The following is a 12,584-nucleotide window of genomic DNA, read 5'->3' as shown; positions in this document are numbered from 1 at the left end:
AATAGGTCCCATCGCACGCAATGAATCTGCTGAACCCATTTGTCAAAGAACTGAATCGACGCAGGAGGCGGCATCACGTGTCTTGAGAAAAGAAGGCTAACCATCAGGCATTGGACGACCAAGAGCAACCATCAACCGCACGCAGAAGAAAACGGAACAGATCGCAAACGGCACAAAGCTGGATCTCTGTAAGGACAGAAGGGGACATGGGAGGCTTTCAGCATCCGTGCAGTTAAGTACATGAGGCTTCAGATATTTCTGCTGGGAGCTAGGCGATTAAAGCCAAATGGCTGATGCTCTGGAATATGCCTGCATTGCGATCCAGAAAGGACTGCTTCCCTGGAACTTTGGTATTACTGGCTTCCGCGTAAACTGTGCCGTATCCGCTCTGACTGGAACGGTGCCGACCAACAGCAAAGTACGGCGTTTTTATTGCTATAAATTATCCCATGCAAATGCTGCAAAAGTGATTACATAAGCAGAAGAAATAGCCGTCCCACAAAAAGCAGTTATACGTCGCTTGGACTTTTGAAAGATGCCAACAAGTCCTAAAGCTAGTGCCCCTGCCACTGGCAATATACCTACAACAAATACGTAGAGACTCATTAGTATTGGAAAGCCAGTAATGAGCAAGAGGACAATAAGCACTATTGGTATAAGTGCAAATACTAGAGAGAGATTGCCGCACCAAGATTGACCTGTTCTTTCCAATTGCATTCGTATTGAATAAATTTACTATGGCACGATTGATCATACTTGTCACATCTGATTGATTCGTGAACTCCTCACACCAATCACGCCCCGACCAGTGCGGGTATTTTATCTTCAGTCCTGCAGGATTTCACAAGAGGCTTTTTCTTATTACGATCAACACGAATGCAGACAACTTTATCGTTTCTATCGAAATATCTCGAAGATTTATTTTAGCATCGCCATTACTAGAAAGTGCATACAGCTGGTGTTTCTGTCCAAATGTATTCCCTATCTTCACCGATGCTGCTTGCAAGTCTGAACTGGGCTTCTATTGCAGGTCTGCTCCTTCTGGCGCTCTAGATTCCTGCTCTTGTCGCTTCATTGCGTCGCTTTGATGGTCTGATGCGCCGTGATCAATCCAGGGTGTCATTTCAAAGGTGGGGATATGCACTGTTATTAATCAATGTGGCTGGGCGTGCTATGGCTCTGCCGCTGGTCGCTGGCATTCTCTTTTTCCAGGGTTGCTGGCTGGATCCCATTCTTCAGTTCGGAGTAGGACTGCTGACATTGGGCATGATCTTTGAGTCAATCAGAACCATTGGCATAGACAGTCATGAATTTGACCGGGTCAGTCAAAGGGATACTCAGCAATCCGTCCGTCAGCTAGCACTGGAACGCCGTCTGCAGGGCCGTGTCTGGCCTTGGTCAATCGCCCATTATTTGCTGCCATTTGCAAGCATTTATTATGCTGTTACACGACGCACAATCACCCCATTGCTGTGGGATTTCATAGCTCGCTTTGTAGTGCTGCTGGCTTCTGCAGGGATCTTGGTACTCACCAACGTACTTCTCCCAGTTGATAAGGAGCTAATGATCCAGGGGGCGTTGACGAGTACAGACTGGGTGAAGGCTTGGGTTCATTTAATTGAGTTTTTGCTCGTAATTCTGGTCAATATCGTTGCTGGTGTTCTGACTGTGAGAGCCGCTATTCGTCGGACACAGGTCGATGCTCGGCGCCGCCTGGAACCCTGTGCATGAGCCCACACCCAGTTCACTCCACCAAGTGAAGGGGTTTTTATTACCTACTCTGCAGCAGAAGATGGGCTGGGGACCTTAGGCAAGGTGAGTTAAGTCCGCAGTGGATTCAGCGGCAGCCATCAGCTCCAACTCCCTGGCATTGGTGCCGTAGTGCTGCATCAAAACTTCTAGATCATGGGGAGAGGCTATTGACATCTATATGGTCAGTCCTGAGCACAGAAGGTTTCTGTTTTGCTCTTGTGCTAATAACTTGAGGTTCAGAGTCAATATAAATCTCAACGTCATACTTATATCGCTCTCTTATATCTTCGTGTGGATTGGCATTCATTGATTCAATTAGAATGAATGAATATGTAGGTATTTCAACTACATCCCAGTCATCGAATGATGATGGTTTGTTTATTGCAGGCCTAGTAGACGTACCAATAACAATGCAGTGAAGCACTTCAACTTGCAGTCACCCTTGTCTATGCCATCGTTACTGTCATGACTGGAGTTGAGTTCAGTCACACCTTCTGACTCGCCTAGTTAAGTCAGAATTGATAGAGATTGAAGACGTTATCAAGATACTTCTAGGGTTCAACCATACCGAACAGCAGCTACTACCGAAGTCATTTGCTGCTGCTCATTATCTTTTATAGTGTTTAGCGTCACTACGAAGGTATGAAAGGACATACTCTTCTTCATATACGGGACATTTATTCCAAAATGCATTGTAGTGCAGTTCATTAAAGCGATTTAGCGAGGTGTCGCTTATTCGCATCAGTCCTCAGTCTCTTTAAAAGCCTTCTCAAATACAGAAGTATCTGCAGCCTAACAAACACCCTTCCTATTCATTGTCATTGAACTATCATCATCGAACGAAATCAAATCAATAGACATGTTTCCAGGCGGAGAATACTTCACAGATAATGCTCCTGAACCAGTAATACCACCCTCATTATGATTGACCTTATAAGAAGCAGTGCCATCAACGATATCCGCTTCTTCCCATAAATACATATATGAGTTCCTGATTCGACCATTGACAGTATCGATCTTGAAGTGAACCAATTCCGGAATATTTTCGATCATTGTTATCTTATTTAAGCTGAGTTACCTAATTACACGAAGCATTTTAGTGTCACATTTCAAATAAACAAAGTCATCAGCGATGGCAGGTGACGCTGAGAGGAGTAGAGCACCGAGGACTAAAAGAACCTTCATTGATAAACACCTTTACAAACATCTGCTTTTTTTATATTTTCATATGCCTTGTTTATAGAGGGTGTATAGCCTTTGTTTCTTGGATCCTTTAACAAGGATTCAACTAGACTTGGCAAGAAATACTGTGCATACTCTTTTGTAATTTGTTTGTCTTCTAACGCGCCGCATAAGGTAGCTCCTGATCCATAAACAAAACCGTAGAAATAAACTTTTTTTTGGTTAAGCTCATCTGCTGCTTTGACTGGTACAGCAGACATAAGCAGTGCAGCAAGGACTAATAGAGATTTCATAGACAGATGCGAGATTCCTAAAAAGTAGCAACGTCTCGCATCCTCACCAATAAGAAAATAGTCAATTGAACATATTTAAAGCGATCGCAACCACAATTAATCGGCATCGTGCCTAGAGCATTACAAAGTCCTGAACTCCTATTTAGGGGGGACAGGGAGGCACATCCCACAAATGCCAAACAAACCCCTGTAGACTCTTCCCAACCGTTGGCCCCGTTCCGGGGCGCAGTCAGACTTAAGCCAGGCAACGGGGGCTTAAGCACTGCAGGAGCGTTCGATGAACATCCTCTCCATGATTCAGCGCAAAGCGCAAAAGCAAGCTGCCCTGTCTCATTCCCAGTTCCTGATGGCGAAAAGCTATCGAGGAATTGACTACACCTCCGCTCATCAGTCCCCAGCGAAACTCGCTGTCCACACACACACCAATCGAGGGGTTGACTACACCATATAAATCACTTAAATCTCCTACAAATCACACCACCTCAGCGGTTTTCCTCAAGGAAACCGCTTTTTTATTTCCTATGCGCGCTCTCATCGTCTCGACCATCTGCCTCACTGGTTTATTGGCCGTCAGTTGCAGCAACAGGAAAGATCAAGCCAGTGCACCGATCAAATCTGATGTCTTGGTGTCTTCAACAGAATCATGGGATGGGGAGCGGGTCAGCTATCCGCAAGGCAAAGCTGAGATGACATTGATAAGAGCTGTTTTTCCGCCTGGCGCCAAAACCCCAATCCACACACACCCTCAACCTGGTGTCGTGTATGTCGAGAAAGGTTGGATCAAGTGCACACTCACAGAGTCTGGTAAGGCAAGGGAGTTCAGACGAGGAGAAGCCTTTGTTGCCTCTACCGGAGACACCCAACACGCCTGTGAAAACATTGGCAATGAAGATGCCGTTGTGTTTGTTGCCTGGGCAGGGGTAGAAGGAGTGCCGCTCAAGCAACCTGTCAAAGCTGAATGAAGTCAGAACTGTTGGCAGTGTTGCGGCCAACCCCTCTTGCACATCGCGCCTGCGCAGGTTTTTATATAGGCAATAAAAGAGCCCCCCAGCTAACAAGGGGGCGGATTTGTGCAAAAACCGACTGATCCCCATCACCCGGCCACGCAAAGAGAATAGTGGCTGTCAAGGGTGATAGTGATGGTCTTCACACTATATTTAGGTTTGAATGCATTTATATTGACTTTCTGACACCACCTGTAGCGGAAGCTTGTTTTTTTGATCATTTTTGCCTAAAAGTTGATTTCCCCATCACCCAGACCCGTCGCTCTCCTGCGAGGGTCTTTTTTATTGCTTGCCATAGAGCAGCCGCTGCCTTTGTGCCCCAAAATCTTTGCCCTGTTGGCATGAACAGAGGTTGGAGATGATTGTCGATTGGATCGACCACAAGATCTTGAACAAACCAATGTCCTTCTCGCCCACAACGCTGAGCTCAGCTCAAGAACTCAACAACTCTGCTAATGAGTATGAATATCAAGGCGGTGTGTCCTCCAAGTCTGCTGAGTGATTGACTCACGATCAAGGATCACCAACAAGGCCCCTAACCCCTAACCCCTAACCCCTAACCCCTAACCCCTAACCATCTTGCGCCAAGTTCTGCCTGGCTTGCGTCAAGCACGACAACAGTCTCAAAAAAAGAGAATGCTGCTGGTTCATTCAATCGCGAGTTTCAATCATGCAGAACAAAAGCCATCGCTTGCAGCAGGAGCCCTTTGTACCCCCCTCACCAAGTGTTCCCACCACCTGGTGCTAGCTGTCAGATCTCAGCTGCCGCCAATTCTTTATCCTTCTCTGCTGCTAGCAGAGAAGACTGCAATTCAGCAATCTGCTTCTCGAGCTGTTCAACAACTGCGAGATAATCTGCTTTGCGAGCCTCTAGGCAAGCAACGCGTTCAGCGTTCTGACGCTCTTGGGGCTTTTCGTACTCAGATGCAGGGATCACAACAACGTGATCACCTGGATGATCAGGCGAGTGATTGAACTCTGTTGTATTAACGATGACAGCAAGACCGCCTGAGACCGCTTGAAACCACTTCGATAGTCGATGCTTTGGGCTTAGATAAGTAGCAATAAAGCCTCGGCTATCCGTACCAACGCAGGCCCCAAAGCCCCCACATTGGCGTTGTTTTTTTGTCATTGTCATGGAACGTCTTTTGGCAGGCACATTCAATGCCTCAATCAAAGCTCACCCTCTCCTTCATCCTCTTCACATCACTCTGGATTGTTTGGTCCGCTTGGGATGCAGTGCAGCCTGTTCTGAGTAGTGGTCAACTGGCTGCGCTATTCCCTTTACTGCCAGTAAGTGCTCTTTTATTAGGCCTCTCTTTCTTCGACAACGAAGATGATGATGATCACAACGGTGGGACGCTTCAACCCATCTATGCCAAGGCTAGAGCTTAATCAGGTGGATTTTTACACGATCACACTCGGCGTTTTTATCGCGCTGTTTTGCCTCGCTATATACAGGATTGCTGATCAGCCTGCCTAAGCAGCACGGATACAGGTAGCGACACAATTCCATTCTGATTCAGTGGTGTCATCCCAATTCTCTGGTTCGGCACTTAAGTACACCGTCTTCAAGAGGTTCACTGACTCATCAACGCTTGTTGCTTGAGGATCTCTTGCACGAGCCAATGCTGCCTTTTGCTCTTCAGTGAGTGTTACTGGAGAGTAGTTATCAAGGAGTTTGAGTGTTGCTGGCATGTCGAAGAATTTTTGTTGGCTCTTAATAGCAACAAAAAAGCATCTCAGCTAGGGGTCTAGATCTCAATTCAATGTGAGCTCGCTCACACATCAGAGCCTGACCATCTGCCAGAGCGATGATCAGGGGCAGTTCGGTGAGCAGAAGGAGTGTTATCAAGCAGGCGCACTCAATCAAATCTCATCGGGGAGAGCGTCGCTGCGAACTTGGCATGCTTAGGCTCGAGCAAAACTTGCTGCATCGACGCATTCGCGGCCATTGACAAGCTAACCCTAGAGCAAATACATGCATTAACAAAGAATCTACGTAACTGGCATATCACACCAACACATGCCTAAAGCATTAAAGCCTTCCATGGGCTAGCGCCCTTGGACCTCCCGCCCTATGGGCCAAAGCATGAATTTCAGCCGTCTAGGCGATGCGATTCGCCAGCGAGGCCAAATCCAAGCAAGAAGTGCAAATAAGCTATCGCTCTAAACATTGGCCCTAAACATGGTGCGACCAACGCGAGCACCCTTGCCAACACAAAAGATCTGGCATCAATTGACATTCCTCCCGGCCTCTTACCTCTTCCTTGAGTGATGGATTGATGCCACAGCTGTCGCCAGGGGCAGGCCGCCGGTCCACATGTAGCCAATACATGTGTACTATGCTTGTTCAAGTCGCCGATAAAAACACCATGGCTGCAAACACACCAATCCCCAACAACCCCACCACGGGTAAAGCCTGGACACGCAATGAACTGCTTACAGAGCTGGAAGTAGAGCGCAAAAGAAACTCAGAGCGAACCAGTGGAATTGTCTCCTGGGCTGAGCAAGTTTCAAATGTGCAAGCTCGTTGGAGCATCCATCTCAAAGAGTGGACAATCCTCACCCACCAAGTCTACGAACTGGGCCGCGAATGCCGCGTCTTTGCAGAGACCCGCCTGCTCTCGAGCACGAGTACCTCTCTAACGCGATCGAATTGATACCAACTAGCAAAAACAAAAGAGTGCCGATGGATCAGGATGGATTAATGCTGTGACCGATGTCATTTTTTTCTGCGAATCGTCGAGACCATTGATCATGAGCAAGACAACTCGAACCATGCCCTACTAAATCCACCGAGAAGGTTCCAGAGAGCTGATGGGCCAGTCAAGGCTCATTGCCCGCGGGAGTCGAACATTCTTTTGCCGCTACGAATCGCACGACCCCTCAGCCCTTCAACAAGGCATGGTTGTCGCTGGATTGAAAGCGTCGTTTCCAGGAGCCTTCAAGATCAATTCACTTGTTGATGCAAACCAAGAGCCCTAGTCAAAACCAGGGCTTTTCCTTCGTCTTCTGCAGAGTCTCTAGGCCTCGATCCCATACTCAATTGCGATTTGATGCAGCTCATCGAGCGTCAATTCAGAAAAATAACTCCGCAAGCAAAGCAAGGATTCAAAGCTCTCTAAGGTGCCACCACCCTCTTTAAGCAGCAATAGTCGAGCCAATCTCATGGCGAGTTCATTCTGGGTCATGCGGCGATCTCTTCTATGAACTGAGGATCTGGGTCTTCCCCGCACGGAGTTGTCAGTTTTTGCCATCCATCAAGAAGCATCTGACCACATAGTTCAAGGGCTTGATCCAAAGGAAGCCTCAGGCGCTGTTTCATCTGCGATGGAGTTCCATCCATTTGTGCACTCCATTGATCAACAAAAACGAAGGGGTTTCTGATCCAACTGTTGGCATCGCGGTGGAAGCGATAGCAGAAATGGCCATCAGGGCTGATCAGCCAGCCATTGACCTGTTGCACTGGAGGACCTTGCATAACACAAGCAAAAGTACACCTGTACTAGCCTCGCTTCTGGGGTCTGTCAATAGTGACGATGGGCTACACGCTGATCTTGTTGGCTACGCCCCTACATGCCCTTGATTAGAGCTTCCTCCGGACGATCGCGACGACCCGAAAACCCATTTCAAAATCGCGCTGTGAGATTTGCGCCTTGCCCAGGTTTCAAAAACACTCCTTAGCAAAGTGTCCCAGCTTCACGCTACGCATCTGGCCTAGTTCTCAAAGGTAAAGCCCATCCACTGGAAAATTTTGATCAACCCCATAGCCGTCATTGAGCCCTGCAACGACTTGGCAGGGCAAGTTACCAGAAGCTATAGACAGCGCTGAAGAATGCAGAAAATTTTTTCAGCACAACAGAATAAGAACCCACGAAGTAAAGCCTCACTTTCCACGGGGGCTTTACTTATTGCGATGATTTAAAAATCATTACCTTGAGAGCACGTATTTGCCATGCTATCAATCAGTTGACCCTATTAGTTTAGTCAGGACAGAGTTAATGATGACATTCCTTGGCTTCATGATGAGTTTTCTAATCAGTGTTTCACCAGTAGTCCCAAGTGCATTAGCTCCGGAATCAACCTCATTTACATGTGATGGAAGTCTTGTCGAAACAACAATCTACAACAATGAGAATGGAGCATACAGCAGAGTAGAAGCATATGAAGAGCTTGATGCTGGAGCTTTTATCGTGATCAACCTAGTAAATTCAAAGCTGATGCTACCAAGAACCTTCAACGTTGGCGAAACCAGTTTTACTGATGGTAAATGGTGGTGGAGCTATGAAGATCATCAACATCCAACCTTCCGGGGGCTTACACCACTCGGTGAAATTCAAGAATTTAACTGTGAAGCTCTATAAGCTAACATTGGCTTAGGAATAGCTAGCACCATGTCTCGCGTATTAGGCATTAGCTAGTAACAAACAAGTGGATGGATCCTAAGCTTTGCTGAAAATAGTTCATCCAAATTGTCAAAGAATGTCCTCCAATGAGCAATGTATAAACAGAACAGCGCTTAAGAAAAATCAGCGAAAGCAAACTAGTGTGAGGGATAGGAGATCACACATCCTTTTAATGAGCCTGTGTGAACCTGGCGCCATTGCTGTAGGGGTTAGTGGGTCTGCTGCTGTTGCGTTGTCACTGTTGAAGGAGTCTTACCAATGACGAAGGCGGGGTTGAAAGTCAAAATCAATGCGTTGCCAGACAACCACATCTCGATAGAGCTAGAGGTTCCAGCGGCACGCTGCAAATCAAGTTATGACGCAGCCTTATCGCGCCTGGGTAGCGCGATAAGGCTGCCAGGCTTCCGTCCAGGAAAGATTCCTAAGCAAGTGGTCATTCAGCAGATCGGTATCGCACGTATCAAAGCAGCGGCACTAGAGAAGCTGATCGATATGACATGGAAGGAAGCCATCGTTCAAGAATCAATCGAACCAATTTCTGAGGCGCAGCTCAAAGAAGAACTTCAAACTCTTGTGGATCGCTTCAGTCCTGATAAAAGTGTGACATTTACTCTTGAAGCAGAGGTAGCTTCAGCAAGCAAACAGGAAGAAGAGTGAAAAGCCGACCGGACAGAACTTGAAAAGAGTAAAGAGACAAAGAAGATCAGAGCATGATTAATAACTGTTGTTATTCTTATGGGGGGGACTAAGGTATAGATTCCAATTCAACGCAAGATGTTAGTCAGCTAGCTAAAAATTAGTGGTGCTTGACTCATGAATCCAATTCAACTGGTTGAGATCACAATCGTCAGATTCATTTGCCAGATTAGCTCCGCCATGAAGTTGTTCTGACTAATCTCTTCTGCAGTTGGCTTGATACCGGTGAAACGATCTGAACTCTTGAGAGTCATAACAGGGGCGGCAGTGTTGAGTATCAGCCAATGTCTTGGGCGCCCAAGCCAAGCCTTGGCCATGGAGGGAAAGCTTCCTGCTCTAGACGCTCAAGCCCCAGACTTTGAGCTAGAGGCCGCTGCTCAAGAAGGTGCGCTGGCTGAGAAATTACAACGTGATGCCTTTCTAGGCAGTTGGCTGGTTCTTTACTTCTACCCTCGCGACTTCACCAGTGGCTGCACACTCGAGGCGCGTGGATTCCAGCGAGATCTCTCAGACTTTAAAGCTGCAGGTGCGGCTGTGGTGGGAGTCAGCGCTGATGGCACCGAAGAGCACGTGAGCTTCTGTAGCAGCGAAGGCCTTGGATACACACTGTTGTCTGACCCAGGTGGAGTCGTAAGCGAAAGGTATGGATCATGGAGTTCACCATTTAGCCAACGTCACACATTTCTGATTGATCCCGATGGCATCCTTCGCGCTCGCTGGGAAGACGTAAGTCCATCTCGCCATAGTCAAGATGTGCTACGAGCATTGAAGGAACTTCAGCAGTCATAAATGAATCGCGAGAGAAAGAGACCATCTACCTTCTGCCCAAACGGCGAAAAGCTTATCGCAAACAGGCAAAATAATAACGCAAATATCTTGAAGTTACCTGCAATATTGTGCACACCGGAAAGCGTTGATACTGTAAGGATTCACTCCTTCTATCAAGCAATTCTAAAAATAGATAGAATGGTGCACTACTCAGCATAGGTGAAGTCATGCTCTTTAATCCGGCTCGAAAATACAAGACAGCTAAACATTTCATCTGGATAACTTCTCCTAGAATCAGCTTATTGAGTTTTGCTCTGATAGTAAGCCCTTGGTCTAATCCTGCCTTAGCGGAAAAACTAGTTCCAATAACGACATCAGAAGGAATGGTCTTGTTGCAAAGCAGCAAGTCTGTATCAGATTACGGCTCGTTAATGGAAGCTTTTCTGACCCAATCAAACCTTGCCTATTGCGGGGTTGCCAGTGCCGTAATGGTTTTAAACAGCCTAGCAATTCCGGCACCTCCAGTAGATGGTTTCAGAAACTACCACTTCTGGACCCAAGACAATATCTTCGACTCGGATTCATCTCAAGCAGTCATTAGCCCAACCAAAGTCAGGCGTCAAGGCATGACACTTCAAGAAGTTCAAAACCTACTCAGTCATCATGGTGTTTCTTCTAAGCGTTTACACGGAGATATTCTTAGTCTGTCAGCATTTAGATCACTTGTGAAAGCTAATCTTGACGATTCTAATGATCGCTTGATTGTCAATTATGACAGGAAGGTTATTGGCCAAAAAGGGGGTGGACACTTCTCTCCACTAGCAGCTTATGACGCTGTTACTGACAAAGTTCTAATTCTAGATGTTGCCAGATATCGCTATCCTTCTGTATGGGTAAAAACACATGATCTATGGAAAGCAATGCGAACATTAGACGGCATATCAGGATTGCAGAGAGGAATACTCGTTATTGAATAGCGTGCAAGATTAGGGAGAATCATTTATAAAATCAGTGCTCATGACACTTATCCCTTTACGCAAAGAAATACTAATACAATAGATCAATCATTGTCCCTATAAATTCTGACTTGACAAGATTATCCCTAGCCAAGAGCCAGCAGAACCATGAAATGAAACCAATCCGGGAGAATGCTGATCAAGTGATAACCCAGTAGCCACTCCAGTCGGGTTTGATGCCATCATGTCGCCCCTGAGGATCGATCTCCAGGACGACTGAATATCCCTGTAGACGAATGATCGCGGCATGATCATCCTTGTGGATCTGATCCATCGGCTCGAACCAGCGGCGGCGTGCCTTGGCCTTGGCAATCTGGGCCGAGGGTGCGACCACAAGTTCCAAATGATGCTGTTCAAGCATTTCACCAGCCTTATAACCTCCCAGGTTGATGAACCAGAGCTTGTTGGCTTCGTTTGCATTGACTTTGCCGGCGCTAGCCATTGTGATCCGGTAACCATCCACGAAGCGGATGCGCATGTAGCTGTCCACATGCAACCCTCGAGGATTACCAATCCATTGTGATTTCAGCTGGGGCACTGTTGCTTCAATCGTTTCACCCACCACCCAGCGCACATCGTGCATCTCCACGTGTGCTCCGCGAGTCCTCCCACCCAACACGACAAGGTAGAGATTCATCTCTATAAAAGATTAATCAAGGAAAAGATCATTTTTGATGCTTAAAAATGAATACAGATCGGAAGCTTCACTTAAGCCAGCATGCCAAAAGAAAAGACCAAAAAATAGTTTAAGAATAGACTATCAGCTATTCCTTTTGAGGTTTCCAAAGCAACAATACAACCCAAAGAGTAGATGAGACAACGATCAATGCCTCAACAAGATATGTGTGCATACTAAACCCTCTCGTTCTTCCCAAGCTTAGCAAGCATTTTCAAGAAAAGAAAGCAAAAATGCTTAAACCGGATTAACGGGTAAAATTTGAATTAATCCCAATATTCAATCATTAATCTATCCTTATTCCATTCATCCTTGCTCTACGATCAAAGCCTCCTGGAGTGAAGAGCCGGGGCCTATAGGCATACGAATAAAAACAACATCGAGATTAATTATCAACAGACTAGAGGGGGAGAACTCGCTCTAGATGTTTTGTTAATCCTATCGATCAAGTCGATTCATTATTGCGCGCACGTTTTACCGCTAAACCAGCTTCTACAGCAGTTGTTCCAGCTACAAGCAAGAGACCTATAAGACCCACTAATTGGTTTCTTTGATCATTAACAGGATCAATGTCTTGACCCAAGACAGCACCAAGAACAATCCAAATACTAACGACCGCGGAAGTAATCCAATAGGCCTTCCACCTACGTTGGTAGAGGTAGCCAGCTCCAATACCTGGCAAAATATTTAATGAAACAGCAACCCAACCAGCAGAAGATGCAACAATTTGATCTTTGGTCGACTTATCCATGTGAAAGTGACAAACAGCTCATATCATAGCAAATCAA

21 protein-coding genes are annotated in these 12,584 nt (G+C 46.4%); 12 read left to right on the top strand and 9 right to left on the bottom strand.

Annotated elements, in window-relative coordinates; all coding sequences use genetic code 11:
• Positions 1–286 precede the first annotated feature (286 nt).
• Together SIB66_RS08505 and SIB66_RS08500 are read left to right on the top strand one after the other, a co-directional pair.
• A complete protein-coding gene (locus tag SIB66_RS08505) occupies positions 287–478 on the top strand; it encodes a hypothetical protein (protein ID WP_155724603.1) in 192 nt (63 codons plus the stop codon).
• 596 nt (positions 479–1,074) lie between these two features.
• Positions 1,075–1,731 (top strand): hypothetical protein, encoded by a 657-nt coding sequence (locus tag SIB66_RS08500; protein ID WP_063421439.1) that lies wholly within the window; start codon positions 1,075–1,077, stop codon positions 1,729–1,731.
• A gap of 813 nt (positions 1,732–2,544) precedes the next feature.
• Here SIB66_RS08500 and SIB66_RS08495 read toward each other — a convergent pair.
• Both SIB66_RS08495 and SIB66_RS08490 read right to left on the bottom strand, forming a co-directional pair.
• Positions 2,545–2,805: a hypothetical protein gene (locus tag SIB66_RS08495; RefSeq protein ID WP_063407755.1), complete on the bottom strand. Its 261-nt coding sequence runs from the start codon at positions 2,803–2,805 to the stop codon at positions 2,545–2,547.
• 128 nt (positions 2,806–2,933) lie between these two features.
• Positions 2,934–3,227 (bottom strand): hypothetical protein, encoded by a 294-nt coding sequence (locus SIB66_RS08490; RefSeq protein ID WP_063403216.1) that lies wholly within the window; start codon positions 3,225–3,227, stop codon positions 2,934–2,936.
• Positions 3,228–3,504: 277 nt separating this feature from the next.
• On the opposite strand from SIB66_RS08490, the gene SIB66_RS08485 reads away from it, so the two are divergent.
• The 3 genes from SIB66_RS08485 (at position 3,505) to SIB66_RS08475 (ending at position 4,314) form a co-directional block, all read left to right on the top strand.
• Positions 3,505–3,678, top strand: a complete 174-nt coding sequence (locus SIB66_RS08485; protein WP_196757588.1) for a hypothetical protein — start codon at positions 3,505–3,507, stop codon at positions 3,676–3,678.
• 70 nt (positions 3,679–3,748) lie between these two features.
• Positions 3,749–4,189: a cupin domain-containing protein gene (locus SIB66_RS08480; protein WP_063407756.1), complete on the top strand. Its 441-nt coding sequence runs from the start codon at positions 3,749–3,751 to the stop codon at positions 4,187–4,189.
• Complete coding sequence (locus SIB66_RS08475; RefSeq protein ID WP_413681236.1) at positions 4,186–4,314, top strand: hypothetical protein; 129 nt, start codon at positions 4,186–4,188, stop codon at positions 4,312–4,314. Before SIB66_RS08480 ends, SIB66_RS08475 begins: the two co-directional genes overlap by 4 nt.
• A gap of 668 nt (positions 4,315–4,982) precedes the next feature.
• Here SIB66_RS08475 and SIB66_RS08470 read toward each other — a convergent pair.
• The gene (locus tag SIB66_RS08470) at positions 4,983–5,363 is read right to left on the bottom strand and encodes a hypothetical protein (protein WP_413681235.1); all 381 of its coding nucleotides are present in this window, start codon (positions 5,361–5,363) and stop codon (positions 4,983–4,985) included.
• Positions 5,364–5,395: 32 nt separating this feature from the next.
• Between SIB66_RS08470 and SIB66_RS08465 the strand changes: the two genes are divergently transcribed.
• Entirely contained in the window at positions 5,396–5,626 is a 231-nt protein-coding gene (locus SIB66_RS08465; protein ID WP_155724601.1) for a hypothetical protein, read from the top strand.
• Positions 5,627–5,710: 84 nt separating this feature from the next.
• On the opposite strand, the gene SIB66_RS08460 is transcribed toward SIB66_RS08465, so the two are convergent.
• Positions 5,711–5,929, bottom strand: coding sequence for a hypothetical protein (locus SIB66_RS08460; protein ID WP_063399322.1), 219 nt, complete (start codon positions 5,927–5,929; stop codon positions 5,711–5,713).
• 677 nt (positions 5,930–6,606) lie between these two features.
• On the opposite strand from SIB66_RS08460, the gene SIB66_RS08455 reads away from it, so the two are divergent.
• Positions 6,607–6,894 (top strand): hypothetical protein, encoded by a 288-nt coding sequence (locus SIB66_RS08455; RefSeq protein WP_413410303.1) that lies wholly within the window; start codon positions 6,607–6,609, stop codon positions 6,892–6,894.
• Between the two features lie 157 nt (positions 6,895–7,051).
• On the top strand, positions 7,052–7,219 hold the full coding sequence (locus SIB66_RS08450) for a hypothetical protein (RefSeq protein ID WP_236070116.1): 168 nt from the start codon (positions 7,052–7,054) through the stop codon (positions 7,217–7,219).
• A 38-nt stretch (positions 7,220–7,257) separates the two neighbouring features.
• On the opposite strand, the gene SIB66_RS08445 is transcribed toward SIB66_RS08450, so the two are convergent.
• Together SIB66_RS08445 and SIB66_RS08440 are read right to left on the bottom strand one after the other, a co-directional pair.
• On the bottom strand, positions 7,258–7,425 hold the full coding sequence (locus tag SIB66_RS08445) for a hypothetical protein (protein ID WP_169189793.1): 168 nt from the start codon (positions 7,423–7,425) through the stop codon (positions 7,258–7,260).
• The gene (locus SIB66_RS08440; RefSeq protein WP_063405784.1) at positions 7,422–7,715 is read right to left on the bottom strand and encodes a DUF1651 domain-containing protein; all 294 of its coding nucleotides are present in this window, start codon (positions 7,713–7,715) and stop codon (positions 7,422–7,424) included. Before SIB66_RS08440 ends, SIB66_RS08445 begins: the two co-directional genes overlap by 4 nt.
• A gap of 520 nt (positions 7,716–8,235) precedes the next feature.
• On the opposite strand from SIB66_RS08440, the gene SIB66_RS08435 reads away from it, so the two are divergent.
• Together SIB66_RS08435 and SIB66_RS08430 are read left to right on the top strand one after the other, a co-directional pair.
• Positions 8,236–8,598: a hypothetical protein gene (locus SIB66_RS08435; protein ID WP_063405783.1), complete on the top strand. Its 363-nt coding sequence runs from the start codon at positions 8,236–8,238 to the stop codon at positions 8,596–8,598.
• A gap of 300 nt (positions 8,599–8,898) precedes the next feature.
• Complete coding sequence (locus tag SIB66_RS08430; RefSeq protein WP_063405782.1) at positions 8,899–9,297, top strand: trigger factor family protein; 399 nt, start codon at positions 8,899–8,901, stop codon at positions 9,295–9,297.
• Between the two features lie 167 nt (positions 9,298–9,464).
• On the opposite strand, the gene SIB66_RS08425 is transcribed toward SIB66_RS08430, so the two are convergent.
• A complete protein-coding gene (locus SIB66_RS08425; RefSeq protein WP_236070119.1) occupies positions 9,465–9,653 on the bottom strand; it encodes a hypothetical protein in 189 nt (62 codons plus the stop codon).
• Here SIB66_RS08425 and SIB66_RS08420 point away from each other — a divergent pair.
• A complete protein-coding gene (locus SIB66_RS08420) occupies positions 9,652–10,125 on the top strand; it encodes a peroxiredoxin (protein WP_413410302.1) in 474 nt (157 codons plus the stop codon). The two genes, SIB66_RS08425 and SIB66_RS08420, sit on opposite strands and share 2 nt — an antisense overlap.
• A 206-nt stretch (positions 10,126–10,331) precedes the next feature.
• Positions 10,332–11,081, top strand: coding sequence for a phytochelatin synthase family protein (locus SIB66_RS08415; protein WP_063405780.1), 750 nt, complete (start codon positions 10,332–10,334; stop codon positions 11,079–11,081).
• Between the two features lie 178 nt (positions 11,082–11,259).
• On the opposite strand, the gene SIB66_RS08410 is transcribed toward SIB66_RS08415, so the two are convergent.
• Positions 11,260–11,757, bottom strand: coding sequence for a DUF1543 domain-containing protein (locus SIB66_RS08410; protein ID WP_063405779.1), 498 nt, complete (start codon positions 11,755–11,757; stop codon positions 11,260–11,262).
• A 484-nt stretch (positions 11,758–12,241) separates the two neighbouring features.
• A complete protein-coding gene (locus SIB66_RS08405) occupies positions 12,242–12,547 on the bottom strand; it encodes a hypothetical protein (RefSeq protein WP_063399315.1) in 306 nt (101 codons plus the stop codon).
• Positions 12,548–12,584 lie beyond the last annotated feature (37 nt).

Origin of the sequence: Prochlorococcus sp. MIT 1318, from assembly GCF_047304505.1 — a bacterium.
In the GTDB taxonomy this organism is placed as follows: Bacteria; Cyanobacteriota; Cyanobacteriia; order PCC-6307; family Cyanobiaceae; genus Prochlorococcus; species Prochlorococcus marinus_D.
Note: the sequence above shows the minus strand (reverse complement) of the source record. Positions and strands in the feature narration are given on the sequence as shown.

Bases quoted from the DNA above. Each gene is read 5' to 3' on its own strand.
- SIB66_RS08505 (WP_155724603.1), top strand. From the start codon at position 287: ATGGCTGATGCTCTGGAATATGCCTGCATTGCGATCCAGAAAGGACTG.
- SIB66_RS08470 (WP_413681235.1), bottom strand. From the start codon at position 5,363: ATGACAAAAAAACAACGCCAATGTGGGGGCTTTGGGGCCTGCGTTGGT.
- SIB66_RS08425 (WP_236070119.1), bottom strand. From the start codon at position 9,653: ATGGCCAAGGCTTGGCTTGGGCGCCCAAGACATTGGCTGATACTCAAC.
- SIB66_RS08405 (WP_063399315.1), bottom strand. From the start codon at position 12,547: ATGGATAAGTCGACCAAAGATCAAATTGTTGCATCTTCTGCTGGTTGG.
- SIB66_RS08410 (WP_063405779.1), bottom strand. From the start codon at position 11,757: ATGAATCTCTACCTTGTCGTGTTGGGTGGGAGGACTCGCGGAGCACAC.
- SIB66_RS08485 (WP_196757588.1), top strand. From the start codon at position 3,505: ATGAACATCCTCTCCATGATTCAGCGCAAAGCGCAAAAGCAAGCTGCC.
- SIB66_RS08435 (WP_063405783.1), top strand. From the start codon at position 8,236: ATGATGACATTCCTTGGCTTCATGATGAGTTTTCTAATCAGTGTTTCA.
- SIB66_RS08490 (WP_063403216.1), bottom strand. From the start codon at position 3,227: ATGAAATCTCTATTAGTCCTTGCTGCACTGCTTATGTCTGCTGTACCA.
- SIB66_RS08445 (WP_169189793.1), bottom strand. From the start codon at position 7,425: ATGACCCAGAATGAACTCGCCATGAGATTGGCTCGACTATTGCTGCTT.
- SIB66_RS08455 (WP_413410303.1), top strand. From the start codon at position 6,607: ATGGCTGCAAACACACCAATCCCCAACAACCCCACCACGGGTAAAGCC.
- SIB66_RS08440 (WP_063405784.1), bottom strand. From the start codon at position 7,715: ATGCAAGGTCCTCCAGTGCAACAGGTCAATGGCTGGCTGATCAGCCCT.
- SIB66_RS08420 (WP_413410302.1), top strand. From the start codon at position 9,652: ATGGAGGGAAAGCTTCCTGCTCTAGACGCTCAAGCCCCAGACTTTGAG.
- SIB66_RS08475 (WP_413681236.1), top strand. From the start codon at position 4,186: ATGAAGTCAGAACTGTTGGCAGTGTTGCGGCCAACCCCTCTTGCACAT.
- SIB66_RS08460 (WP_063399322.1), bottom strand. From the start codon at position 5,929: ATGCCAGCAACACTCAAACTCCTTGATAACTACTCTCCAGTAACACTC.
- SIB66_RS08450 (WP_236070116.1), top strand. From the start codon at position 7,052: ATGGGCCAGTCAAGGCTCATTGCCCGCGGGAGTCGAACATTCTTTTGC.
- SIB66_RS08465 (WP_155724601.1), top strand. From the start codon at position 5,396: ATGCCTCAATCAAAGCTCACCCTCTCCTTCATCCTCTTCACATCACTC.
- SIB66_RS08480 (WP_063407756.1), top strand. From the start codon at position 3,749: ATGCGCGCTCTCATCGTCTCGACCATCTGCCTCACTGGTTTATTGGCC.
- SIB66_RS08430 (WP_063405782.1), top strand. From the start codon at position 8,899: ATGACGAAGGCGGGGTTGAAAGTCAAAATCAATGCGTTGCCAGACAAC.
- SIB66_RS08415 (WP_063405780.1), top strand. From the start codon at position 10,332: ATGCTCTTTAATCCGGCTCGAAAATACAAGACAGCTAAACATTTCATC.
- SIB66_RS08495 (WP_063407755.1), bottom strand. From the start codon at position 2,805: ATGATCGAAAATATTCCGGAATTGGTTCACTTCAAGATCGATACTGTC.